Source organism: Streptomyces daghestanicus (genome assembly GCF_020521275.1).
GTDB classification, from domain to species: domain Bacteria; phylum Actinomycetota; class Actinomycetes; order Streptomycetales; family Streptomycetaceae; genus Streptomyces; species Streptomyces griseoviridis.
In genome coordinates, this window is sequence record NZ_BNDX01000016.1 from 1,243,852 (window position 1) to 1,267,010 (window position 23,159).

16 protein-coding genes and 1 pseudogene are annotated in these 23,159 nt (G+C 74.0%); 8 read left to right on the forward strand and 9 right to left on the reverse strand.

What is annotated here, in order from left to right; genetic code table 11:
• Positions 1–40: 40 nt before the first annotated feature.
• Complete coding sequence (gene lgt / locus Sdagh_RS32300) at positions 41–1,039, forward strand: prolipoprotein diacylglyceryl transferase (protein ID WP_189413742.1); 999 nt, start codon at positions 41–43, stop codon at positions 1,037–1,039.
• 74 nt (positions 1,040–1,113) lie between these two features.
• Here lgt and Sdagh_RS32305 read toward each other — a convergent pair whose 3' ends face one another.
• From Sdagh_RS32305 to Sdagh_RS32330, 6 genes are read right to left on the reverse strand one after another with little or no spacing between them, the layout of a single operon-like run.
• The gene (locus Sdagh_RS32305; protein ID WP_189413744.1) at positions 1,114–1,929 is read right to left on the reverse strand and encodes an HpcH/HpaI aldolase/citrate lyase family protein; all 816 of its coding nucleotides are present in this window, start codon (positions 1,927–1,929) and stop codon (positions 1,114–1,116) included.
• Positions 1,926–3,122: a CaiB/BaiF CoA transferase family protein gene (locus Sdagh_RS32310; RefSeq protein WP_189413746.1), complete on the reverse strand. Its 1,197-nt coding sequence runs from the start codon at positions 3,120–3,122 to the stop codon at positions 1,926–1,928. The genes Sdagh_RS32305 and Sdagh_RS32310 overlap by 4 nt, the downstream gene beginning before the upstream one ends.
• Entirely contained in the window at positions 3,119–4,480 is a 1,362-nt protein-coding gene (locus Sdagh_RS32315) for an ADP-ribosylglycohydrolase family protein (protein WP_189413748.1), read from the reverse strand. Before Sdagh_RS32315 ends, Sdagh_RS32310 begins: the two co-directional genes overlap by 4 nt.
• Positions 4,468–5,661 (reverse strand): ADP-ribosylglycohydrolase family protein, encoded by a 1,194-nt coding sequence (locus tag Sdagh_RS32320; RefSeq protein ID WP_189413750.1) that lies wholly within the window; start codon positions 5,659–5,661, stop codon positions 4,468–4,470. The genes Sdagh_RS32315 and Sdagh_RS32320 overlap by 13 nt, the downstream gene beginning before the upstream one ends.
• Positions 5,658–7,001: an ADP-ribosylglycohydrolase family protein gene (locus tag Sdagh_RS32325; RefSeq protein ID WP_189413752.1), complete on the reverse strand. Its 1,344-nt coding sequence runs from the start codon at positions 6,999–7,001 to the stop codon at positions 5,658–5,660. Before Sdagh_RS32325 ends, Sdagh_RS32320 begins: the two co-directional genes overlap by 4 nt.
• Positions 6,998–8,371 (reverse strand): ADP-ribosylglycohydrolase family protein, encoded by a 1,374-nt coding sequence (locus tag Sdagh_RS32330; RefSeq protein WP_306885397.1) that lies wholly within the window; start codon positions 8,369–8,371, stop codon positions 6,998–7,000. Before Sdagh_RS32330 ends, Sdagh_RS32325 begins: the two co-directional genes overlap by 4 nt.
• A 249-nt stretch (positions 8,372–8,620) precedes the next feature.
• Between Sdagh_RS32330 and Sdagh_RS32335 the strand changes: the two genes are divergently transcribed.
• From Sdagh_RS32335 to Sdagh_RS32345, 3 genes are all read left to right on the forward strand, one after another.
• Positions 8,621–9,352, forward strand: coding sequence for a VIT1/CCC1 transporter family protein (locus Sdagh_RS32335; protein WP_189413754.1), 732 nt, complete (start codon positions 8,621–8,623; stop codon positions 9,350–9,352).
• 385 nt (positions 9,353–9,737) lie between these two features.
• Positions 9,738–14,333 (forward strand): glutamate synthase large subunit, encoded by a 4,596-nt coding sequence (gltB, locus tag Sdagh_RS32340; protein ID WP_226536012.1) that lies wholly within the window; start codon positions 9,738–9,740, stop codon positions 14,331–14,333.
• Positions 14,326–15,789, forward strand: coding sequence for a glutamate synthase subunit beta (locus Sdagh_RS32345; RefSeq protein ID WP_189425213.1), 1,464 nt, complete (start codon positions 14,326–14,328; stop codon positions 15,787–15,789). The genes gltB and Sdagh_RS32345 overlap by 8 nt, the downstream gene beginning before the upstream one ends.
• A 258-nt stretch (positions 15,790–16,047) precedes the next feature.
• Here the strand turns inward: Sdagh_RS32345 and Sdagh_RS32350 are convergent, their stop codons facing one another.
• Positions 16,048–16,974: a rhomboid family intramembrane serine protease gene (locus tag Sdagh_RS32350; protein WP_190008210.1), complete on the reverse strand. Its 927-nt coding sequence runs from the start codon at positions 16,972–16,974 to the stop codon at positions 16,048–16,050.
• 151 nt (positions 16,975–17,125) lie between these two features.
• On the opposite strand from Sdagh_RS32350, the gene Sdagh_RS32355 reads away from it, so the two are divergent.
• Complete coding sequence (locus Sdagh_RS32355) at positions 17,126–17,851, forward strand: vWA domain-containing protein (protein ID WP_189425217.1); 726 nt, start codon at positions 17,126–17,128, stop codon at positions 17,849–17,851.
• A 22-nt stretch (positions 17,852–17,873) separates the two neighbouring features.
• Here Sdagh_RS32355 and Sdagh_RS32360 read toward each other — a convergent pair whose 3' ends face one another.
• Positions 17,874–18,773: a hypothetical protein gene (locus tag Sdagh_RS32360; protein ID WP_189425219.1), complete on the reverse strand. Its 900-nt coding sequence runs from the start codon at positions 18,771–18,773 to the stop codon at positions 17,874–17,876.
• 219 nt (positions 18,774–18,992) lie between these two features.
• Between Sdagh_RS32360 and Sdagh_RS32365 the strand changes: the two genes are divergently transcribed.
• The 3 genes from Sdagh_RS32365 (at position 18,993) to pepN (ending at position 22,626) form a co-directional block, all read left to right on the forward strand.
• Positions 18,993–19,355 carry a chorismate mutase gene (locus Sdagh_RS32365; protein ID WP_189425222.1) on the forward strand — a complete coding sequence of 121 codons (363 nt, stop codon included), beginning with the start codon at positions 18,993–18,995 and terminating at the stop codon, positions 19,353–19,355.
• 146 nt (positions 19,356–19,501) lie between these two features.
• Positions 19,502–20,068 (forward strand): response regulator, encoded by a 567-nt coding sequence (locus Sdagh_RS32370; RefSeq protein ID WP_190078756.1) that lies wholly within the window; start codon positions 19,502–19,504, stop codon positions 20,066–20,068.
• Positions 20,069–20,124: 56 nt separating this feature from the next.
• Positions 20,125–22,626: an aminopeptidase N gene (gene pepN / locus Sdagh_RS32375; RefSeq protein ID WP_190078755.1), complete on the forward strand. Its 2,502-nt coding sequence runs from the start codon at positions 20,125–20,127 to the stop codon at positions 22,624–22,626.
• Positions 22,627–22,789: 163 nt separating this feature from the next.
• Here pepN and Sdagh_RS32380 read toward each other — a convergent pair.
• Positions 22,790–23,047 (reverse strand): annotated as a pseudogene (locus tag Sdagh_RS32380) (hypothetical protein); the annotation flags it as partial.
• Between the last annotated feature and the right edge of the window lie 112 nt (positions 23,048–23,159).

A 23,159-nucleotide genomic window follows, 5' to 3' on the forward strand; every position in this document is an offset into this window, starting at 1 on the left:
CGGCGCGGGCCCGGTCCGGCACGGTAGCGTCGACCCTGCCATGGAACTTGCCTTCATTCCCAGCCCGTCGCGCGGGGTGCTGCACCTCGGCCCCATTCCGCTGCGCGGTTACGCGTTCTGCATCATCATCGGCGTCTTCGTTGCCGTCTGGCTCGGCAACAAGCGCTGGATCGCCCGCGGCGGGCGGCCCGGCACGGTGGCCGACATCGCGGTGTGGGCCGTCCCGTTCGGCCTCGTCGGCGGCCGGCTCTACCACGTGATCACCGACTACGAGCTGTACTTCAGCGAGGGCCGGAACTGGGTGGACGCCTTCAAGATCTGGGAGGGCGGCCTCGGCATCTGGGGCGCGATCGCGCTCGGCGCGCTGGGCGCGTGGATCGGCTGCCGCCGTCGCGGCATCCCGATGCCCGCCTACGCCGACGCCGTCGCCCCCGGCATCGTGCTGGCCCAGGCGATCGGCCGCTGGGGCAACTGGTTCAACCAGGAGCTGTACGGCCGGGCCACCGACCTGCCCTGGGCGCTGGAGATCACCTCCACCGCCGACGGCCGGGTCCCCGGCACCTACCACCCGACGTTCCTGTACGAGTCGCTGTGGTGCGTCGGCGTGGCGGTGCTGGTGATCTGGGCCGACCGCCGTTTCACGCTGGGCCACGGCCGGGCGTTCGCCCTGTACGTCGCGGCGTACTGCGCGGGCCGGTTCTGGATCGAGTACATGCGCGTCGACGACGCCCACCACATCCTGGGCCTGCGGCTGAACAACTGGACCGCGCTGCTGGTCTTCCTGCTGGCGGTGACGTACATCGTCGTGTCGGCGAAGAAGCGGCCGGGGCGGGAGGCCGTGGTCGAGCCGGGCGCGGCGGACGACGCGGACGGTGCCGAGGGTTCCGAAAACCCCGAGGGCTCCGAGGGTTCTGAAAGCTCCGAGGGCTCCGAGGGTTCCGAGAGCGTCCAGGGCGAGAAGGCCGACGGCGCGGACGCCGGGAAGGGCGACGCCCGGAAGGACGCGGCCAACGGGGCCGGCCCGGCGAAGAAGGGCTGACCGGCGGCAGTACGCGCGAGGGTGTCCAGGGATCGTCCTGGGCACCCTCGTCCGCGTCCGCGTCCGCGTCCGGGTCAGGGACGGCGGGCCAGGGACAGCGTCCGCCGGGCCGCCGCGACCACCGCCGCGTCCACGAACCGTCCGTCCGGCAGCGCCTGGGCGCCCGGCTCCTGGGCCGCCGCCTTCAGCACCTCCTCGGCCGCGTCCAGCTCCGCCGCGCCCGGCAGGTACGCCCGTTCGATGACGGGCAGCTGCCGGGGGTGGACGGCGGCCCGGCCCAGGAAACCCAGGGCGCGGCCGTGCGCGCAGGACGCGGCCAGCCCCTCCAGGTCGCGGAGGTCGGGGTGGACCGACTGGCAGGGCGGGGCGAGGCCCGCCGCTCGGGCGGCCAGGACCAGCCGGGAGCGGGCGAAGTCCAGACCCGCGTCGCCGCTCACGCCCAGGTCGGCGCGGAGGTCCGCCTCACCGAGGGCGACCCCGGCCACGGCGGGGTGCGCGCCGGCGATCGGGTACGCCCGCTCCACGCCCAGCGCCGACTCCAGCAGCGCGTACAGCGGATGGCCGGGGGCGGTGGCGGCGACCCGGGCGACCTGCTCGGGCGCGGTCACCTTGGGCAGCCGCAGCCCGGACAGACCGGGGAGCCCGGCGAGGACGGCCAGGTCGGCGGCGGCCAGCGGGCCGTCCAGGGCGTTGATCCGGACGTGCACCGGGACCGGCTGGGGCGCGCCGAGCAGCTCGGCGGTGGCGGCGCGGGCGTACTCCTTGCGGTCCGGGGCGACCGCGTCCTCCAGGTCCACGATCACCACGTCCGCCCCGGCCAGCAGTGCCCTGGCGACCACACGCGGGCGGTCGCCGGGGGCGTAGAGCCAGGTCAGCGGGGGCGGGGTCATACGGCACCGGTCTCCCGCAGCTCCTTCAGGTCGCCCGGGGTCAGGCCCAGCTCGGTGAGGACCTCCTCGGTGTCCGCGCCGTGCGGACGGCCCGCCCAGCGGATCGAGCCGGGGGTGGCCGAGAGCCGGAAGAGGACGTTCTGCATCCGGATCGGGCCCAGTTCGGGGTCGTCGACGGTGGTGACGGTGTCCAGTGCCTGGTACTGGGGGTCGGCCATGACGTCCCGTACGTCCTGGACCGGGGCGACGGCCGCCTCGGCCGCATCGAAGGCGGCGAGCACCTCGGCGCGGGGGCGGCGGGCGATCCAGTCACCGACCGCCGTGTCCAGCACGTCGGCGTGCCGGGCCCGGCCCGCGCCGCTCGCGAACCAGGGTTCCTCGGTCAGCTCGGGCCGTCCCACCAGGCGCATCACCCGCTCGGCCACCGACTGGGCGGAGGTGGAGACGGCGACCCAGGTGCCGTCGGCGGTGCGGTAGGTGTTGCGCGGGGCGTTGTTCACGGAGCGGTTGCCGGTGCGCGGCTGGACGTGGCCGAGCTGGTCGTACCAGAGGGGCTGGGGGCCGAGCACGGTCAGGATGGGTTCGATGATCGCCATGTCGACGACCTGGCCCTCGCCGGTGCGGTCGCGGGCGGCGAGCGCGGTCAGCACGGCGTACGCGGTGGCCAGCGCGGCGATGGAGTCGGCCAGGCCGAACGGCGGCAGGACCGGCGGGGCGTCGGGTTCGCCGGTCATCGCGGCGAACCCGCTCATCGCCTCGGCGAGGGTGCCGAAGCCGGGGCGGTGCGCGTACGGCCCGTACTGGCCGAAGCCGGTGACGCGGGTGAGGACCAGGCGGGGGTTGACCCCGCGGAGGTCGTCCCAGCCGAGGCCCCAGCGTTCCAGGGTGCCGGGGCGGAAGTTCTCGACGACGACGTCGGCGCCGGCGGCGAGGCGGAGCAGGGTGTCCCGGCCGCCGGGCTTGGACAGGTCCAGGGTGATGGCGCGTTTGTTGCGGCCGAGCAGTTTCCACCACAGGCCGATGCCGTCCTTCGACGGGCCGTGGCCCCGGGACGGGTCGGGCCGCTCGGGGTGTTCGACCTTGACGACGTCGGCGCCGAAGTCACCGAGCATGGTCGCGGCGAGCGGGCCGGCGAAGAGCGTGGCGAGGTCCAGGACGCGCAGGCCCGCCAGGGGCGCGGGAGCGGGGGTCATGGGCGGGTGGCCTCCCGGTGCGTGAGGTGGGCGAGGGTGTCGAAGCCGGCGCCGTCGAAGCCCGCGACGGAGGTGGCGAGGCGGTTCTTGAGCGGGGCGGTGAAGCGCGGCGGGAGGGCGGCGGGGTCGCCGGTGAGCAGGGCGGCGACGCCGCCGGCGGTCGCCCCGTTGGAGTCGGTGTCCCAGCCGCCGGAGACGGCCCGGCAGACCGAGCCCGCGAAGTCGCCGTCCGCGTGGGTGAGGGCGGCGGCGATCAGCGCGGTGTTGGGGACGGCGTGCACCCAGTGGTGGGTGCGGTCGTGCCGGGCGTGGAGGGCGTCCACCACCGTGTCGAAGTCGTCGTGCGACGCGGCCAGCGCGACGGCCTCCTCCACGGCCGTCGCCAGCCGGGAGCCGGGCGGTACGACGGTGAGGCCGGCGGCGAGACAGGCGTGCACGTCGTACCTGCCGGACGCGGCGGTGGCGATCACGGCCGCCGCGAACATGGCCGCGTAGACGCCGTTGGCGGTGTGGGTGAGGACCGCGTCGCGGTGGGCCTGCTCGGCGGCGGCGGCCGGGTCGCCGGGGTGGGTCCAGCCGTGCAGGTCGGCGCGGATCAGGGCGCCGATCCACTCCCGGAAGGGGTTGCGGTGGCGGGCGGTGTCCGGGGGTTCGAGGCCGGCGAGGAGGTTGCGGTAGGCGACGCGTTCGGCGGTGAAGGCCCGGCCCGCCGGGAGTTCGTCGAGCCAGAGGCGGGCGACGTCGGCGGTGGTGAAGGCGCGGCCGTGGCGCTGGAGCAGCAGGAGGTTCAGCAGGGGGTAGTCGAGGTCGTCGTCCTCGGGCATGCCGTCGATGTTCTCGGCGAGGGAGGTGGCGGCCGAGCGGCGGTTCCACGGATACGCGGCGGCCAGTTCGCCGGGGACGCCACGGGCGGTGAAGTACGTGGTCAGGGGCCAGTTCCCGGTGGCGCGGGCGAGACGGCGGATGCCGTCCAGGGGGAGTTTCTCCACGGGTTTGCCGAGCAGGCAGCCGGCCGCGCGGCCGAGCCAGGCGGCCTCCAGGCGGGCGGGGTCCGGGGCGAGCCGCCCGGCGGGGGACGGCCAGTGCGGGCACAGCTTCTTGATCCGGCCGAGGTCGGTGGGTTCGGCGTCGGCCGACGGGCAGGGCAGACCGGCCAGTTCGTCGAGGAGGTCCTCCGCGAGGCGCCGCAGCGAACGGGGGGCGGGCCCGGGGGAGGCGCCCGCGCGGGCCGGGGCGTCGTGGCCGCCGGCCGCCCGCCAGCGCGCGGCGACCGCCGACGCGTCCCGGCCGTCCTGCGCGGCCTGGCGCAGTTCGTGACCGAGCAGGTCCTCCGGCTGGACCCAGGTCAGACGGAGCACCGGGGGCCTCCCATCCCGGCGAAGGCCCGCTCGTGCGCGCGGCGCCGGCACACGTCCCGCTCGAAGACCTCCCGGGCCACCTCGGTGAGCGTGGCGGCCGGTTCCCACAGGTCGAGCCGGCTCGCCTCCGCCACCGTCCTCGCCCACTCCTCCGGCACCGGCGAGCCCAGCGCCCCCGTGATCGCCCCGGCCATGGTGGCGATCGAGTCGCAGTCCCGGCCGTAGTTGACCGCGCCGAGGACCGCGTGGCGGAAGTCGCCGCCGGAGACCAGCAGCAGGCCCAGGGCGACGGGCAGTTCCTCGATGGCGTGCAGCCGGGACGGGCGGCGGGCGCCGAGGGAGGGGGAGCGGTAGTCGGGGCCGACCGTGTCGTACGGGGCGACGGCCGCGCGCAGCGGCGCGAGGGCCGACTCGAAGTCGCTGTACCCGGCGGCCACCTGGCACACCGTCTCGATCGCCTCTCGGGTGCCGTCCTTGGCCAGTGACAGACAGGCGGCCACCACCGACTCCGGGGTCGCGCCCGGCGCGCAGGCCGCCGCGACCGCCGCCGCGAAGACACCGGCCGCCTCCCGGCCGTACGACGACTGGTGCGCGCCCGCGAGGTCGAGGGCCTCGGCGTACGCGCCGCGCGGGTGGGCGGCGTTGACCAGGCCGACCGGGGCCATGTACATCGCCGCGCCACAGTTGACGATGTTGCCGACGCCGGCCTCGCGCGGGTCGACGTGGCCGTAGTGCAGCCGGGCGACGAGCCACTTCTCCGCCAGGAAGATCCGGTGCAGGGGCAGCGCCTCGGCCTCCAGCTCCGGAATCCAGCGGGGGGTGGTCATGAGGTCCGGGACCAGGTGCTCCGCGAGGGCGTGGGCGTCGAGGTGGTCGCGGACGGTGGCGTACACCCTGATCAGCGCGTGGGTCATGAGGGTGTCGTCGGTGACGTGCCCGTCGCCCTTGTGGTACGGGGCGATCGGGCGGGCGGTGCGCCAGCGGTCGCCGTGCCAGGGGCCGACGACGCCGCGGACGCGGCCGCCGTGGCGCTCGGCGATCTGCTCGGGGGAGTACCCCTCGACGGGGCCGCCGAGCGCGTCGCCGACGGCGGCGCCGACCAGGGCGCCGGTGATCCGCCCGGCCAGGGGAGCGCCGGTCGGTGAGGTGTCCGGGGCTGCTTCTTCCGTTTCGGGTGTCATGTCCCGCTGGGTCCTTCCGGTAGGGGCGGGCGCGCGGCCTCCAGGCGCCCGGCGAGGTCCACCAGGTCCGTGCCGGTGAGCCGGGGCAGCACACAGCCGGGGAGGGTGCGGCAGGTGTCCCGCCAGGCCGCCGGGATCGCCGCGGCGCCGCCGAGGGCTCCGGTGAGGGCGCCCGCCAGGGCCGGGGCGGAGTCCGCGACCCGTGACAGGCAGGCCGCCGCCGGGACCGCCTCGGCGATCCGGCCGCGGGCGGCCGTGGCCAGGGCGAGGGCGACCGGGACCGTCTCGGCGGCGGCGATGCCGTAGCTGTAGACGTGGTCGACGATCTGGTGCTCCAGGAGGGGGACCAGCGCGAAGGTGCTGTCGGCGGTCCCGGCGAGGGCCAGTGCCTGGCGGGCGTTGCGGCCGATCTCGGTCTCCGGGGGCAGCTCGGCGAGCGCGGCCGTGACACAGGTCCGTACGCCGGCGCCGGCGAGGGCGCACGCGAGGGCCGCGGCCATCGCCCGCGCGCCGTGCACGCCGTCGCCGTCCTGGGTGTACCGGGCGTCGAACTCCGCGAGGGCGGCGGCGAGCCGGGGCTCGCCGGGGTGGGCGGCGGCGAGCGCGCAGGCCCGGACGCAGGCGGCGTCGTCGAAGTAGTGCGGGTTGTCGTGGCCGGTGGCGGGCGGACGCAGTCCGGCGGCGAGGTTGCCGAGGCCGGCCCGCACGGAGATCCGGGCGCGCAGCGGCAGTACCGCCGACTCGACCTCGGGGGCGCGGTCCGCCGCCGCGGCGACCTCGGCGGCGATCGCGCTCCAGGCCAGATCGATGGCGGTGCGGACACGGCGGTCCCGGCTCAGGTCGCCGAGGGTGCCGGCGTCCCCGGCCCGCAGCACGGCCTCCGCCGCGAACGCCGCCCACTCGGCGTCGTCGGAGGGGCCGAGGCGCAGCGGCTCCGGGGGCTGGTTGAGGGCGATGGGCACGGGGAGGGTGGTGGTGGCGTTCTGTTCGGCGAAGGTGTCCAGCTCGCGGGTGAGGCGGCGGGTCCACTCCGGCATCCGCGCGGCCCGGTGCCGGGCGGCGGGCCACCCGGCGGCATCGCCTGCGGCGAGTCCGAGGAGGAGGCCCTCGATGCGACGGGGGGCGGGCGGGACGGGCGTGGCTGCGGGGGCGGGGGCGTGGGCGTGGGCGTGGGCGGGGGTGGCGCTGGTCGTGCCGGTGCCGGTGCCTGTGTCCGTGCTCGTGCCGGGACCGGCACGGTGGGGGCTGCCGGCCGTCGGGGGCGGGGCCGTGACGCCGGGGGGCGCGGCGGCGTAGGCCGTGGTGGCGGGCTCCTCGTTCGGGAGGTGGTACCGGGTCATGACGCCACGCACGGGGGGCGGGAGTCCGGGGCGCGGTGACCGGCGTCTCCGGGCGGTGCCGGGAGGGCGGGCGGTGCCGGGAGGGCGGGCGGTGCGGAGTCCGTGCCGCCCGGGTCCGGCGGCGTCGGGAGGGCGGGCGGCCCGGGGACGGTGGTGGCCGTGCCCGGCGTCCGCGCCGCCAGGGTGGCCGACGGTGCGGGGGCCGCGCAGGCGAGGGTTCTCACGGAGGTGTCCGGGGCCGGGTCGGCGGGGGACTTCCCCGAGGTGTCCGGGGCCGCGCCGGCGGGGGTTCTCGCGGTGGTGTCCGGGGCCACGCCGGCGAGGGTTCTCACGGAGGTGTTCGGGGTCGGGTCGGCGGGAGACTTGCCCGAGGTGTCCGGGGCCGGGTCGGCGGGGGTTCTCATGGAGGTGTCCCGGGTCAGGGTGAGGAGGTCCGCCACCTCCAGTACGTGGTGGCCGGCCATCGCCGGCAGGCAGCTGCCGCGGGCCGGGCCGATCACGGCGGCCCACTCCGCCGGGATCGCGGCGGCGCCCCCCGTCGCCCCGGCCAGCGCGCCCGCGACCGCCGCCGTCGTATCGGCGTCGCGGCCCATGTTGACGGCCGTCAGCACCGCGTCCCTGAAGTCGCCGCCGGCCGCCGCGTACGCCCCGAAGGCGAGGGCGACCGCCTCCGGGGCGAGGTCGGTCCAGGGGTAGCCGCCGACGACCACCGCGGAGCGGACCGCGCGTTCGCCGCGGTGGGCCGCCGTCACCGCCCGGCGCAGCGAGCGCGCCGTCCAGGAGTCGTCCGGTACGACGGCCAGCGCCGCGGCCACCACCGCGACGACCGGCGCCCCGGCCATCGCCGCCGCCACCCCGGCCGCCACCGCCTGGCCGCCGTAGATGCCCTCGCCGTCATGGCTGACGGAGCCGTCGACCGCCACCAGCCGGGCCGCCTCGGCGGGGCGGCCGGCCGCGAACACCCCGTAGGGCGCGGCCCGCATCGCCAGGCCGTCGCTCCAGGCGTGCCGGTGCTGGGCGGAGATCGGGGCGGCCAGCCCCCGGCGCAGGTTCTCCAGTGTGCCGCGCTCGCTGAAGCCCGCGCCCCGGAAGGGACCCTCGTCGCGGTCGGCGATCCACTCGTGCCAGGCCGCCTCCACATGGGCGGGCGTGAGCGCCGCCCCGTGCCGGGCCAGCAGCAGCCCCGAGAAGATCGCGTATTCGGTGTCGTCGGTGCCGGCGGGGCGTTCGGCGACGTAGCCGGTGACGCGGCCCCAGCGGGCGCGGATCTCGGAGGGCTTCAGGTTCTCGGCCGGCGCCCCGAGGGCGTCGCCGACGGCCAGACCGAGCAGCGCACCGCGCGCCCGTTCACGGAGTGCGGTCCCCGCCATGCGGCCGCTCCTCTCCCTCGGGCCCCTTCGGGGCTTTGCGGAACTGGTCCCCGGTGCGGGCCGCCGCGCAGCCTCATGGGCCTCAGCGTCACCCGGTCGACATATGTGCGAGGTAGTACACGAATGAGCGCCGGACGGTAAAAGCGCAGGTTAGCCCAGCCTTTCCTTGCTGGCGGGCCGGGAATCGGCGGCGTACCTTTGTTGTTGTCGAGAAATGGACGACGTCTAAAGAAGTAGTGGGGGACCCTCGTGGCCATCATCGAAACCGAAGCGACCCTCCATGAGGCGCACCGCGACAACCACACCCACCGCGACGTCAACGGCGGCTGGCTGCGCCCCGCCGTCTTCGGAGCGATGGACGGTCTCGTCTCCAACCTCGCCCTGATGACCGGCGTGGCCGGCGGCACGGCCAGTCAGCACACCGTCGTGATCAGCGGCCTCGCGGGCCTGGCGGCCGGCGCGTTCTCCATGGCCGCCGGCGAGTACACCTCCGTCGCCTCCCAGCGTGAGCTGGTCGAGGCCGAGCTGGACGTCGAACGCCGGGAACTGCGCAAGCATCCGAAGGACGAGGAGGCCGAGCTGGCCGCCCTCTACGAGGGGCGCGGCGTCGACCCCGGCCTGGCCCGTGAGGTCGCCCGGCAGCTCTCCCGCGACCCCGAGCAGGCGCTGGAGATCCACGCCCGCGAGGAGCTGGGCATCGACCCCTCCGACCTGCCGTCGCCGCTGGTCGCGGCCGTGTCGTCGTTCGGTTCCTTCGCCCTGGGCGCGCTGCTTCCCGTGCTGCCGTACCTGCTCGGCGCGAGCGCGCTGTGGCCCGCGGTGCTGCTGGCGCTGGCCGGGCTCTTCCTCAGTGGTGCCGTGGTGGCCAAGGTGACCGCGCGCAGCTGGTGGTACAGCGGACTGCGGCAGCTCTTCCTGGGTGGCGCGGCGGCCGGTGTGACGTACGCCCTGGGCACATTGTTCGGAACGGCCGTAGGATAGCCCGGCCCCGGACTTATGCGTTGGGCCGCATAAGTAGTCGTTACTCGATGGTTTCGGGCACATGACCACCGGGCATGAGCCGTAAGCGCTGTGGGCAATGGTGCCCGCGGCGCGTCCGCGGAACGGGTGACGACGCCCGCTCCGCCCCTCGGTCCGCGAGACACCGATCTGTTTCGGCCGGACCCCCACAGCTTTCGCCGACGGGTGTCGCACCCCGCCCCGCACCCCAGGGCGTCCGCATGTTGGAACGGAATATCCGCTTTCCGAGAAGCGCTCCATCATGTAACCTGCACGAAATTTTGCGCTCACATCGAGCACGCAGAGGGCCAACGTCGTCCCTCGGCACGCACTCAGCACATTGCCACTGACGACGACGGGAGAGCCGATGCGTACGCCGCGCCAGCCGTCCCAGCACTCCGCGAATGGCCAGAACTGGTCCTTCATGGATGCTCGCCCTGCTGCGCAGGGTATGTACGACCCCCGCAACGAGCACGACGCCTGCGGCGTCGGCTTCGTCGCCACTCTTACCGGCGAGGCGTCCCACACGCTGGTCGACCAGGCACTCACCGTGCTGCGCAACCTGGAACACCGCGGCGCCACCGGCTCCGAGCCCGACTCCGGCGACGGCGCGGGCATTCTCTCCCAGGTCCCGGACGCCTTCTTCCGCGAGGTGGCCGGATTCGACCTCCCCGAGGCCGGTCACTACGCCGTCGGCATCGCCTTCCTGCCCGAGGCCGGCACGGAAGACGCCGTCGCACGCATCGACACGATCGCGGCCGAGGAAGGGCTGACCGTCCTCGGCTGGCGGGAGGTCCCCGTCGCCCCCCAGCTGCTCGGCGTGACCGCCCGCTCGACCATGCCGGTCTTCCGCCAGATCTTCGTCGCCGACGGCGCGTCGGAGGGCATCGTCCTGGACCGCCGCGCCTTCGCGCTGCGCAAGCGCGCCGAGCGCGAGGCCGGCGTCTACTTCCCGTCGCTGTCCGCCCGGACCATCGTCTACAAGGGCATGCTCACCACGGGCCAGCTGGAGCCGTTCTTCCCGGACCTGTCCGACCGCCGCTTCGCCTCCGCGATCGCGCTCGTGCACTCCCGGTTCTCCACCAACACCTTCCCGTCCTGGCCGCTGGCCCACCCGTACCGCTTCGTCGCGCACAACGGCGAGATCAACACGGTCAAGGGCAACCGCAACTGGATGGTCGCCCGCGAGTCCCAGCTCGCCTCGGACGTCTTCGGCTCCTCCGCGGACCTGGAGCGCCTGTTCCCGATCTGCACGCCCGACGCCTCCGACTCCGCCTCCTTCGACGAGGTCCTGGAACTGCTGCACCTGGGCGGCCGGTCGCTGCCGCACTCCGTGCTGATGATGATCCCGGAGGCGTGGGAGAACCACGACTCCATGGACCCGGCCCGCCGCGCGTTCTACCAGTACCACTCCACGATGATGGAGCCCTGGGACGGCCCGGCCTGCGTCACCTTCACCGACGGCACCCAGGTCGGCGCGGTCCTCGACCGCAACGGCCTGCGCCCCGGCCGCTACTGGGTCACCGACGACGGCCTCGTCGTCCTCGGCTCCGAGGTCGGCGTCCTCGACATCGACCCCGCCAAGGTCGTCCGCAAGGGCCGCCTCCAGCCGGGCCGCATGTTCCTCGTGGACACCGCCGAGCACCGCATCATCGAGGACGACGAGATCAAGGCGTCCCTCGCCGCCGAGAACCCGTACGCCGAGTGGCTGGAGGCCGGTGAGATCGAGCTCTCCGACCTGCCCGAGCGCGAGCACATCGTCCACACCCACGCCTCGGTCACCCGCCGCCAGCAGACCTTCGGCTACACCGAGGAGGAACTGCGCGTCATCCTCGCGCCGATGGCCAAGGCCGGCGCCGAGCCGATCGGCTCCATGGGCACCGACTCGCCCATCGCCGCGCTCTCCGACCGCCCCCGGCTGCTGTTCGACTACTTCACCCAGCTCTTCGCGCAGGTCACCAACCCCCCGCTGGACGCCATCCGCGAGGAACTGGTCACCTCCCTGCGCTCCGCGCTCGGCCCCCAGGGCAACCTCCTGGAGCCGACCGCCGCGTCCTGCCGCTCCGTCGTCCTGCCCTTCCCGGTGATCGACAACGACGAGCTGGCCAAGCTCATCCACATCAACGCCGACGGCGACATGCCGGGCATGAAGGCCGCGACCCTCTCCGGTCTCTTCCGGGTCTCCGGCGGCGGTGACGCGCTCGCCGCCCGGATCGAGGAGATCTGCGCCGAGGCCGACGCCGCCATCGAGAACGGCGCCCGGCTGATCGTCCTGTCCGACCGGCACTCCGACGCCGAGCACGCGCCGATCCCGTCGCTGCTGCTCACCGCGGCCGTCCACCACCACCTCATCCGCACCAAGCAGCGCACCCAGGTGGGCCTGCTGGTCGAGGCCGGCGACGTCCGCGAGGTCCACCACGTCGCCCTGCTCATCGGCTACGGCGCCGCCGCCGTCAACCCGTACCTCGCCATGGAGTCCGTCGAGGACCTGGTCCGCGCGGGCACCTTCCTGTCCGGCATCGAGGCCGAGCAGGCCATCCGCAACCTGATCTACGCCCTCGGCAAGGGCGTCCTGAAGGTCATGTCCAAGATGGGCATCTCCACCGTCGCCTCCTACCGCGGCGCCCAGGTCTTCGAGGCCGTCGGCCTCGACCGGTCCTTCGTGGAGAAGTACTTCAACGGCACCGCCACCAAGATCGGCGGCGTCGGCATCGACGTCATCGCCGAGGAGGTCGCCGCCCGGCACGCCAAGGCGTACCCCGTCTCCGGCATCGCGCCCGCGCACCGGGCGCTGGACATCGGCGGTGAGTACCAGTGGCGCCGCGAGGGCGAGCCGCACCTGTTCGACCCGGAGACGGTCTTCCGCCTCCAGCACTCCACGCGCTCCGGCCGCTACGACATCTTCAAGAAGTACACGGACCGGGTGAACGAGCAGTCCGAGCGGCTCATGACGCTGCGCGGCCTCTTCGGCTTCAAGTCCGACCGCCCCTCGATCCCGGTCGAGGAGGTCGAGCCGGTCTCGGAGATCGTCAAGCGGTTCTCCACGGGCGCCATGTCCTACGGCTCCATCTCGCGCGAGGCCCACGAGACCCTCGCCATCGCCATGAACCAGCTGGGCGGCAAGTCCAACACCGGTGAGGGCGGCGAGGACCCCGAGCGCCTGTACGACCCGGCCCGCCGCTCAGCCATCAAGCAGGTCGCCTCCGGCCGCTTCGGCGTGACCAGCGAGTACCTGGTCAACTCCGACGACATCCAGATCAAGATGGCCCAGGGCGCCAAGCCCGGCGAGGGCGGCCAGCTCCCCGGCCACAAGGTCTACCCGTGGGTCGCCAAGACCCGGCACTCCACGCCGGGCGTCGGCCTGATCTCCCCGCCGCCGCACCACGACATCTACTCCATCGAGGACCTCGCCCAGCTCATCCACGACCTGAAGAACGCCAACCCCCAGGCGCGCATCCACGTCAAGCTGGTCTCCGAGGTCGGCGTCGGCACCGTCGCCGCGGGTGTCTCCAAGGCACACGCGGACGTCGTCCTGATCTCCGGCCACGACGGCGGCACCGGCGCCTCGCCGCTCACGTCGCTCAAGCACGCCGGCGGCCCCTGGGAGCTGGGCCTCGCCGAGACCCAGCAGACCCTGCTGCTCAACGGCCTGCGCGACCGGATCGTCGTCCAGACCGACGGCCAGCTCAAGACCGGCCGCGACGTCGTCATCGCCGCGCTGCTCGGCGCCGAGGAGTTCGGTTTCGCCACCGCGCCGCTCGTCGTCTCCGGCTGCGTCATGATGCGCGTCTGCCACCTGGACACCTGCCCGGTCGGCATCGCCACCCAGAACCCGGTGCTGCGCGACCGGTTCTCCGGCAAGGCCGAGTACATCGTGAACTTCTTCCGGTTCATCGCCGAAGAGGTCCGCGAGATCCTCGCCGAGCTGGGCTTCCGCTCCATCGAGGAGGCCGTCGGCCACGCCGGGACCCTCGACGTCACCCGCGCCGTCCGGCACTGGAAGGCGCAGGGCCTGGACCTCGCGCCGCTGTTCCACGTGCCCGAGCTGCCCGCCGGCGCGGTCCGCCACCGGGTCACCGAGCAGGACCACGGCCTGGAGAAGGCGCTCGACAACCAGCTCATCAAGCTGGCCGCCGACGCCCTGTCCGCCACCGGCGCCGCCGACGCGGCCCCGGTCCGCGCCCAGGTCCCGATCCGCAACATCAACCGCACGGTCGGCACCATGCTCGGCCACGAGGTGACCAAGAAGTTCGGCGGCGCCGGCCTGCCCGACGACACCATCGACATCACCTTCACCGGCTCCGCCGGCCAGTCCTTCGGCGCCTTCGTGCCGCGCGGCGTCACACTCCGCCTGGAGGGCGACGCCAACGACTACGTCGGCAAGGGCCTCTCCGGCGGCCGGATCATCGTCCGCCCCGACCGGGGCGCCGACCACCTCGCCGAGTACAGCGTCATCGCCGGCAACACCATCGGCTACGGCGCCACCGGCGGCGAGATGTTCCTGCGCGGCAGGACCGGCGAGCGCTTCTGCGTCCGCAACTCCGGCGCGCTGGTCGTCTCCGAGGGCGTCGGCGACCACGGCTGCGAGTACATGACCGGCGGCCGGGCCGTCGTCCTCGGCGAGACCGGGCGGAACTTCGCGGCCGGCATGTCCGGCGGCGTCGCCTACGTCATCGACCTCGACCGGGACAACGTCAACGCCGGCAACCTCGGCGCGATCGAGGAACTCGACGACACCGACCGGGAATGGCTGCACGACGTGGTGCGCCGGCACGCCGAGGAGACCGGCTCCACGGTCGCGGGCAAGCTGCTCGCCGACTGGACCGCGTCCGCCCGGCGCTTCAGCAAGATCATCCCCAGCACGTACAAGGCAGTGCTCGCCGCCAAGGACGCCGCCGAGCGAGACGGTCTCTCCGAGTCCGAGATCACCGAGAAGATGATGGAGGCGGCGACCAATGGCTGACCCCAAGGGCTTTCTGAACCACGGCCGCGAGGTCGCCACCTCCCGCCCGGTCGAGGAACGCGTCCGGGACTTCAAGGAGGTCTACGTCCCCGGCTCGCTGCTGCCCATCATCAGCAAGCAGGCCAGCCGCTGCATGGACTGCGGCATCCCGTTCTGCCACAACGGCTGTCCGCTCGGGAACCTGATCCCCGAGTGGAACGACTACGCCTACCGCGAGGACTGGTCCGCCGCCTCCGAGCGGCTGCACGCCACCAACAACTTCCCGGAGTTCACCGGCCGCCTCTGCCCGGCCCCGTGCGAGTCGGCGTGCGTGCTCGGCATCAACCAGCCGCCGGTGACCATCAAGAACGTCGAGGTCTCCATCATCGACAAGGCGTGGGACAGCGGCAGCGTCGCGCCGCAGATCCCCGAGCGCCTCTCCGGCAAGACCGTCGCCGTGATCGGCTCGGGCCCGGCCGGACTCGCCGCCGCCCAGCAGCTCACCCGGGCCGGCCACACCGTCGCCGTCTACGAGCGCGCCGACCGGATCGGCGGCCTGCTGCGGTACGGCATCCCCGAGTTCAAGATGGAGAAGCGGCACATCAACCGCCGTATCGAGCAGATGCGCGCGGAGGGCACCCGGTTCCGCACCGGCGTCGAGGTCGGCCGCGACATCCAGGCCGGCGACCTGAAGAAGCGCTACGACGCCGTCGTCCTCGCCGTCGGCGCCACCACCGCCCGCGACCTGCCGGTCCCCGGCCGCGAACTCAAGGGCGTGTACCAGGCGATGGAGTACCTGCCCCTGTCCAACAAGGTCCAGGAGGGCGACTACGTCACCGCCCCCATCTCGGCCGAGGGCAAGCACGTCGTCGTCATCGGCGGCGGCGACACCGGCGCCGACTGCGTGGGCACCGCCCACCGCCAGGGCGCGGCCTCCGTCACCCAGCTGGAGATCATGCCCCGGCCGGGCGACGAGCGGAACCCGGTCACCCAGCCCTGGCCGACCTTCCCCATGCTGTACAAGGTCACCTCGGCGCACGAGGAGGGCGGCGAGCGGATCTACTCCGTCTCCACCACCCACTTCGAGGGCGACGAGGACGGCAACGTCCAGTGGCTGCACATGACCGAGGTCGAGTTCGTCGACGGCAAGCTGACCCAGAAGCCGGGCACCGAGCGCAAGATCCCGGCCCAGCTCGTCACCCTCGCCATGGGCTTCACCGGCACCGACCGGGAGAACGGCCTGGTCGACCAGTTCGGCCTGGAACTGGACGCGCGCGGCAACATCGCCCGGGACGCCGACTTCCAGACCAACGTGCCCGGCGTCTTCGTCGCCGGCGACGCCGGCCGCGGCCAGTCGCTCATCGTCTGGGCCATCGCCGAGGGCCGCTCCGCCGCCAAGGGCGTCGACCGCTTCCTGACCGGCGCCAGCGACCTGCCGGCCCCGATCCGCCCGACCGACCGCGCCCTGACGGTCTGACGGCCACCCCGAGAACTGTCCCGTACAAAGGCGTACGGAACACAGACGGCGCCCGCCTCCTGTCCCCGACCGGACCCGGAGGCGGGCGCCGCCGCACGTCCGCCCGCGGAACCCCGTACGGGTCCCCTCAAGGGATCTCGCACCGGTCCCCGTACACCTCCCACCTCGTCGCCGCCCCGGCCGGCGCGTCGGCGCGGTCCGCCGGCGCCGGGACGTACGCCGCCACCGGTACCGCCGCGAAGGGCGGCACCCCGCGTCTCACGCCGGGCCCCCGCCGGTCAGCGCGGACACCCGGGCCAGCACCGCCGCCGCCAGCACCACCAGCAGCACGGCGCACGCGCCCGCCTGCACCGGCACCCGGCGCCCGTCCCGGGGCGCGTGGGCGAACGCCGCCGCCACCAGACCGCCGGTCACCAGACCGCCCACGTGCCCCTGCCAGGAGGTCAGCCCGGCGGAGAGCAGCAGCCACACCAGCAGATACGCCATGAACCGGTTCACCGGCCCCAGGTCGGCGCCGACCCGGCGGGCCAGCACGTAGTACGCCGCCCCCAGCCCGAAGACGCCGCCCGACGCGCCCACCGTCCCCTGCCCCGGATCGGCGAGCAGCACGACGCACACCGAACCGCCGAGCACCGCCAGCAGATACAGCGCCGCGAACCGGACCCGGCCGAGCATCGGCTCCACCACCCGGCCCAACTGCCACAGCGCCACCATGTTCATCACGATGTGCAGCAGCCCGAACGTGCCCTCGGTCGGCTGGAGATGGAGGAAACCCCCGGTCAGCAGCCGCTCCCACTCCCCGGCCACCACCCCCTCGGCACGGAAGCCGGCGGGACGGTCGGCCTGGTAGACGTAGTGCAGGCCGTCCGGACCGGCCAGCCGCGCCGTCAGCACCGAGAAGCGGTCCACGATCCCGGGCCGGACCACCTCGGCGACGTAGACCAGCGCGTTCAGCGCGATCAGCGCGTACGTCACCACGGGCGTCGCCGAGATCCGGCCGCCGACGATCGTCCGCGCCCGGCGCACCGACCGCGCCCCCTCCTTCACGCACTCCGGGCACTGGTGGCCGACCGGCGCCTCCCGCATGCAGTCGGGGCAGATGTACCGCTCGCAGCGGGTGCAGCGGACGTGGCACTCCACCGACGGATGGCGGTAGCAGGTGGTGACGACGGGCTCGGACTCCACGAGCCGGCTCCTCTGGTACGGGCGGACGTTCGGGCAGAAGCGGGCCGGTGGGGGCGGCGGCGAACAAAATAGCGAACCGCTGGGGACCGGCCGAGAGCAGGGTCGCCCCGTGCCGTACTCTCGGCAGCCGGTGCGCCGGAGGGGGAAACACATGGCCGCGATCGGTCTGCGCGAGATCGAGGAGAGCGCGCCCGCGCTGGTGAGCCTCTACAAGACCGCCGGCGACTCGCTGCGCGGGCGGGGACTCGACGGCCTCCGGGCCGCCGTCTACCTCGTCGTCGACTATTCCGGTTCCATGCGGCCGTACTACAAGGACGGCACCGTGCAGGCCCTCGCCGACCGGGTGCTGTCGCTCGCCGCGCATCTCGACGACGACGGCACGGTCCCGGTGGTGTTCTTCTCCACCGACGTCGACGCGGTCACCGACATCGCGCTCACCGGCCACCAGGGGCGGATCGACCGGATCGTGGCCGGACTCGGGCACATGGGAAAGACCGCCTACCACCTGGCCATGGACGCCGTCATCGACCACTACCTCGACAGCGGCGCCACCGCCCCCGCCCTCGTCGTCTTCCAGACCGACGGCGGCCCGGTCGACCGCCTCGCCGCCGAGCGCTACCTGTGCAAGGCGGCCCGGCTGCCGCTGTTCTGGCAGTTCGTCGGCTTCGGCGACCCCGGCAGCACGCAGTTCGACTACCTGCGCCGGCTCGACGAACTGCCCGTCCCCGACCGGCGCGCCGTGGACAACGCCGGCTTCTTCCACGCCGGACCGGACCCGCGCGCGGTCCCCGACGCCGAGCTGTACGACCGCCTGGTGGGGGAGTTCCCCGAGTGGCTGGCCGAGGCGCGGGCCCGGGGGATCGTCACCGGAAGCTGACCGCGTGCGGCGCCGCCCCGGCTCACGTGTCGCAGTCCAGCACCGTCCGGCACAGCCCGCACCGCGCCCGCACCCGCCCCCGCACCGGGACGCGGATGCGCTGGTGGCAGGTCGGGCAGGGGAAGGACACCCGCAGCGGGCCGGGCCCGTCCGCGGCGAACGCGTACAGCACCCCGCCGGCCCCCGCCGCGCCGGCCCCCTGGTCCCGCGCGCGGCGCCGGTCCCGGGCATAGCGGCGCCGGCCCGCCCAGCCGGCCGCCGTCAGCGGCGGCTGCCGCTCGTCCGCGCGGGCCCGCTCCCGGCCGGCGACGTACGCCGTGTACGCCTGCGGACTGGTGAACCACGCCGACGGGTCCTCATCGAACACCCGCGCCCGCTTGGCCAGCACGTACCCGAACTCCTCCGGCGTGAGATACCCCAGCTTCTGCGACGCCTCCCCGTGCTCCCGGAACGCGTCCAGCAGCAGCCACCCGGCACCCAGGTACGCCGTCACCGTGTCCGTCAGGATCTCGTTGTCCCGCGTCCCCGGGAACGACAGCCCCAGCCGGTGCAGGTACACGTGCGCGACCTCGTGCGCCAGCGCCGCCCCGACGTCCCGCCGGTGGGTACGGAACCGGTCGTTCAGCTCGATGAAGTACTCCGGCCCCGCGGCCAGTTCCACATCCGCCGCGTGCGTCATCGCGCGGAAGGAGACGACCGGGCGGGCGTCCGGGAGGCGGTAGTGCCGCACCAGCCCGTGCGCGACCCGCTGCGCCCCCAGGTGCAGGTCGTCGGTGTCGCCGAACGCCACGTCGGCGGGGGCCACGCTGGCCGAGAAGGTCCGCACGGTGTCGTACGACAGCCGCCGGTACAGCGCGGTGATCGCCGCCCGCACCGTCTCCAGATGCGGGAAGCCGTGCTCGACCGGTCCGTCGTCCGCCACGCCCTCACCCCCGACACGCCCTCACCGTTCCACTGTACGGTCCGACCCCCTGACACGGCCCGCCCACGACGGGCCCGTGCCTCCCGCGCCGGGTGCGGCGAGGGTGTCACGCCGGACGCCGCACCGCGCCCGAGGCACCCCGGCGGTACCGTGCCGTGGGCTTTCGCCACCTGAGACGGACCCGCGCCGCCCGCCCCCCGCCCCGTAGGCTGGCCCGTCATGACCACCAGCAACACCCGCACCGACACCGTCGACCCCGCCGTCCGCGAGGAGCTGGACCGGCTGCGCGACAGCATCGACAACATCGACGCCGCCGTCGTCCACATGCTCGCCGAGCGATTCAAATGCACCCAGCAGGTCGGCCACCTCAAGGCCCGCCACCGGCTGCCCCCGGCCGATCCGGCCCGCGAGGCCCAGCAGATCGCCCGGCTGCGCGACCTCGCGACGAGCGCCAAACTCGACCCGGCCTTCGCCGAGAAGTTCCTGAACTTCATCATCGCCGAGGTCATCCACCACCACGAACGCATCGCGGAGGACACCGGCGGCGGCACCGCCCCGGCGCCCGGCCGATCCGGCCACTGACCCCGGCCGGCGCCGTACCGGGGGAGTGACAGCCGGGCCCGCACGGTGCATGCTGCGCTGTGCACCCCCCGCCGGACGACGGAAGAGACCCGCCGCCGGCTCCTCGCACCGCCACCGGGCGGCGCACGAGGAAGGGACGTCGGGCCATGCCGTCGGATGCCGCACCCCCGGACGCCGCGATACTCATCGTCGACGACCACGAGGACACGCTGTACGCGCTGGAGAGCGCCCTGGCCCCGCTCGGCTACCGGCTGGCGCGGGCCACCAGCGGCGACCAGGCACTCAAACAGGTCCTGCGCGGCGGCATCGGCCTCCTCCTGCTCGACGTACGGATGCCCGGCGTCGACGGCCTCGACGTGGTCCGCTACATGCGCCGCGTCGAACAGACCCAGCACATCCCCGTCGTCCTGCTCACCGGCTTCGGCTTCGACCCCGACCTCAGCGCCACCGCCTTCCGCCTCGGCGTCGCCGACCTCGTCCTCAAGCCCGTCGACCCCTGGACCCTGCGCACCAAGGTCCGCCACCTCTACGACAGCCACCGGCGCGAAGTCGCCCTCCAACGCGAGGTGGCCGACCTGCGCGCCCGCGTACGGGAGCACTCCGAGAACCCCGCCCGCCCCGCCCGGCCCCACCCCGACACCCCCGCCCCGCCCGTCCGGCACCGGGGGGCGCGCGCGGGGGAGTGCGACAGCCTCCAGAGAGACCGGACATAGGCCGCGTACCGAACCGCCTCTGTGCCCTCCGACACCCATCGGGCAGCATGGCGTCCATGTCCGTACTGACGCGCGACGAAGCGCAGACCCGAGCCAGGCTCCTCGACGTCCACCACTACACGATCGCCCTCGATCTGACCGGTGGCGACGAGACCTTCGACTCCCTCACCACCATCCGCTTCACCGTCCGCGGCGACAGCTCCGCCACGGACACCTTCGTCGAGGTCAAGCCCGCCCAGCTGCGCAACGTCACCCTCGACGGACAGCCCCTCGACCCCCAGGACCTCAACGACAACCGGTTCCCGCTGAAGAACCTCGCCCCCGGCGACCACGAACTCCGCGTCGACGCCGTCATGGCCTACTCCCGCACCGGCGAGGGCATGCACCGCTTCACCGACCCCAGTGACGGCGAGACCTACCTCTACGCCCAGCTCGCCCCGGACGACGCCGAACGGGTCTTCGCCGCCTTCGACCAGCCCGACCTCAAGGCCCGCTTCGACCTCACCGTCCGCGCCCCCGAAGGCTGGACCGTCCTCGCCAACGGCGTCACCGAACACACCGACGACGGCCGCTGGACCGCCGCCACCACCCCGCCCATCTCCACCTACCTCGTCACCGTCGCCGCCGGCCCCTGGCACTCGGTCACCACCGAACACCGCGGCCTGCCCTTCGGCATCCACTGCCGCCGCTCCCTCGCCCCCCACCTCGACGCCGACGCCGACGAGATCCTCGACCTCACCCGCGCCTGCTTCGACCGCTACCACGAGAAGTTCGACGAGCCCTACCCCTTCGACTCCTACGACCAGGCCTTCGTCCCCGAGTTCAACTGGGGCGCCATGGAGAACCCCGGCCTGGTGACCTTCCGCGACGAGTTCGTCTACCGCTCCGCCGTCACCGACACCGAACGCCAGACCCGGGCCATGGTCATCGCCCACGAGATGGCCCACATGTGGTTCGGCGACCTCGTCACCCTGCGCTGGTGGGACGACATCTGGCTCAACGAGTCCTTCGCCGAGTACATGGGCTACCAGACCACCGCCGAGGCCACCCGCTTCACCGGCCCCTGGACCGAGTTCGGCGTCACCCGCAAGCCCTGGGGCTACGACGCCGACCAGCGCCCCACCACCCACCCCGTCGCCCCCGAGGCCGTCGAGGACACCGCCGCCGCACAGCAGAACTTCGACGGCATCTCCTACGCCAAGGGCGCCTCCGCGCTGCGCCAGCTCGTCACCTGGCTCGGCGAGAAGGACTTCCTCGCCGGCATCAACACCCACTTCGCCCGGCACCGCTTCGGCAACGCCACCCTCGCCGACTTCCTCGACTCCCTCGCCGCCGCCACCGACCGCGATGTCCACGCCTGGGCCGACGCCTGGCTGCGCACCACCGGCGTCGACACCCTCACCCCCGTCCTCGGCGCCGGCCCCGGCGTCACCCGCACCCTCACCGTCGAGCACACCGGCACCCGCCCCCACCGCGTCACCGTGGGCCTCTACGACCCCGACCTCACCGACGAACGCCGCCTGACCCCGCGCGGACGCCTCGAACTCGACATCCCGCAGAGCGAACCCCTCCCCCTCGGCAAGCGCCCCGCCCTGCTCCTCCTCAACGACGGCGACCTCACCTACGCCAAGATCCGCTTCGACCCCGAGTCCTTCGCCACCGTCCGCGACCGCCTCTCCGGCCTGCCCGACCCGCTCACCCGCACCGTCGTCTGGAACGCCCTGCGCGACGCGGTCCGCGACGGCGAACTCGACCCCGCCGTCTACCTCGGCACCGCCCGCGCCCACCTCCCGTACGAGACCGACCTCGCCCTCGTCCAGGGCGTCCTCGCCTTCGCCCACACCAACATCGCCGACCGCTACCTCGGCCCCGGCCGCCGCCCCGCCGCCCTGGCCACCCTCACCGACCTCTGCCGCGACCTCATCCGCCGCACCGAGGACGGCGACCACCCCGGCCTGCGGCTGACCGCCGTACGCCACCGCATCGACACCGCCGCCCACCCCGACACCCTCGCCGCCTGGCTCGCCGACGGCACCGTCCCCGGCGGCCCCGAACTCGACCCCGAACTGCGCTGGCGCATCCTCACCCGGCTCGCCGTCCTCGGCGCCACCGACGAGACCGCCATCGCCGCCGAACTCGCGGCCGACCCCAGCGCCACCGGCCAGGAGGGCGCCGCCCGCTGCCGCGCCGCCCTGCCCGACCCCGACGCCAAGGCCCGCGCCTGGGACGCCCTGTTCACCGGCGACGACCTCTCCACCTACCTGTTCACCGCCACCGCCCAGGGCTTCTGGCAGCCCGAACAGGCCGACCTGCTCCGGGAGTACGTACCCCGCTACTTCCCCGCCGCGGTCGCCGTCGCGGCCCGCCGCGGCCCCGCCGTCGCCGCCGCCGCCGGACGCTTCGCCTTCCCCGCCCACGCCGTCGACACCGACACCCTCCGCCTCGGCGAGGACTGCCTCGACGACGCCGGCCCCGTCCCCGCCCTGCGCCGCAGACTCGCCGACGAACTGGACGACCTGGCACGGGCGCTGCGAGTACGGGAGGCGCACGGGAGCTGACCGGGACGCGGGCGGCGGTCCTCAGGCCGCTCGCACGCTCCCCGCGCCTTCGGGGGACGTACAGCGGACGTACCCAAGAGGCGCGGGGAACCGCGCGACCAGCCCCCTGCCACCCGCACCCGACCACGGACCCCCGGCCCCGGCAGACACCCCCTGACCCACCGCCGAAGAGGCCGCGCAGCGTCATGAGCCGCTCGGACTGCTCGTTCACCCGGTCCGTGTACTTCTTGAAGATGTCGTAGCGGCCGGAGCGCGTGGAGTGCTGGAGGCGGAAGACCGTCTCGGGGTCGAACAGGTGCGGCTCGCCCTCGCGGCGCCACTGGTACTCACCGCCGATGTCCAGCGCCCGGTGCGCGGGCGCGATGCCGGAGACGGGGTACGCCTTGGCGTGCCGGGCGGCGACCTCCTCGGCGATGACGCGGAGCGGAGCCGCACCCTACACGACCCCTGACACGTGCCCCCGCCCGGCAGTGCCCCCGTTCGGGTACCGCTCGTTGAACCTTCCGGACGCGACCCCCTCACCGCGCCCGGGA

Bases quoted from the DNA above. Each gene is read 5' to 3' on its own strand.
- lgt (WP_189413742.1), top strand. From the start codon at position 41: ATGGAACTTGCCTTCATTCCCAGCCCGTCGCGCGGGGTGCTGCACCTC.
- Sdagh_RS32305 (WP_189413744.1), bottom strand. From the start codon at position 1,929: ATGACCCCGCCCCCGCTGACCTGGCTCTACGCCCCCGGCGACCGCCCG.
- Sdagh_RS32310 (WP_189413746.1), bottom strand. From the start codon at position 3,122: ATGACCCCCGCTCCCGCGCCCCTGGCGGGCCTGCGCGTCCTGGACCTC.
- Sdagh_RS32320 (WP_189413750.1), bottom strand. From the start codon at position 5,661: ATGACACCCGAAACGGAAGAAGCAGCCCCGGACACCTCACCGACCGGC.
- Sdagh_RS32325 (WP_189413752.1), bottom strand. From the start codon at position 7,001: ATGACCCGGTACCACCTCCCGAACGAGGAGCCCGCCACCACGGCCTAC.
- Sdagh_RS32330 (WP_306885397.1), bottom strand. From the start codon at position 8,371: ATGGCGGGGACCGCACTCCGTGAACGGGCGCGCGGTGCGCTGCTCGGT.
- gltB (WP_226536012.1), top strand. From the start codon at position 9,738: ATGCGTACGCCGCGCCAGCCGTCCCAGCACTCCGCGAATGGCCAGAAC.
- Sdagh_RS32345 (WP_189425213.1), top strand. From the start codon at position 14,326: ATGGCTGACCCCAAGGGCTTTCTGAACCACGGCCGCGAGGTCGCCACC.
- Sdagh_RS32355 (WP_189425217.1), top strand. From the start codon at position 17,126: ATGGCCGCGATCGGTCTGCGCGAGATCGAGGAGAGCGCGCCCGCGCTG.
- Sdagh_RS32365 (WP_189425222.1), top strand. From the start codon at position 18,993: ATGACCACCAGCAACACCCGCACCGACACCGTCGACCCCGCCGTCCGC.
- Sdagh_RS32370 (WP_190078756.1), top strand. From the start codon at position 19,502: ATGCCGTCGGATGCCGCACCCCCGGACGCCGCGATACTCATCGTCGAC.
- pepN (WP_190078755.1), top strand. From the start codon at position 20,125: ATGTCCGTACTGACGCGCGACGAAGCGCAGACCCGAGCCAGGCTCCTC.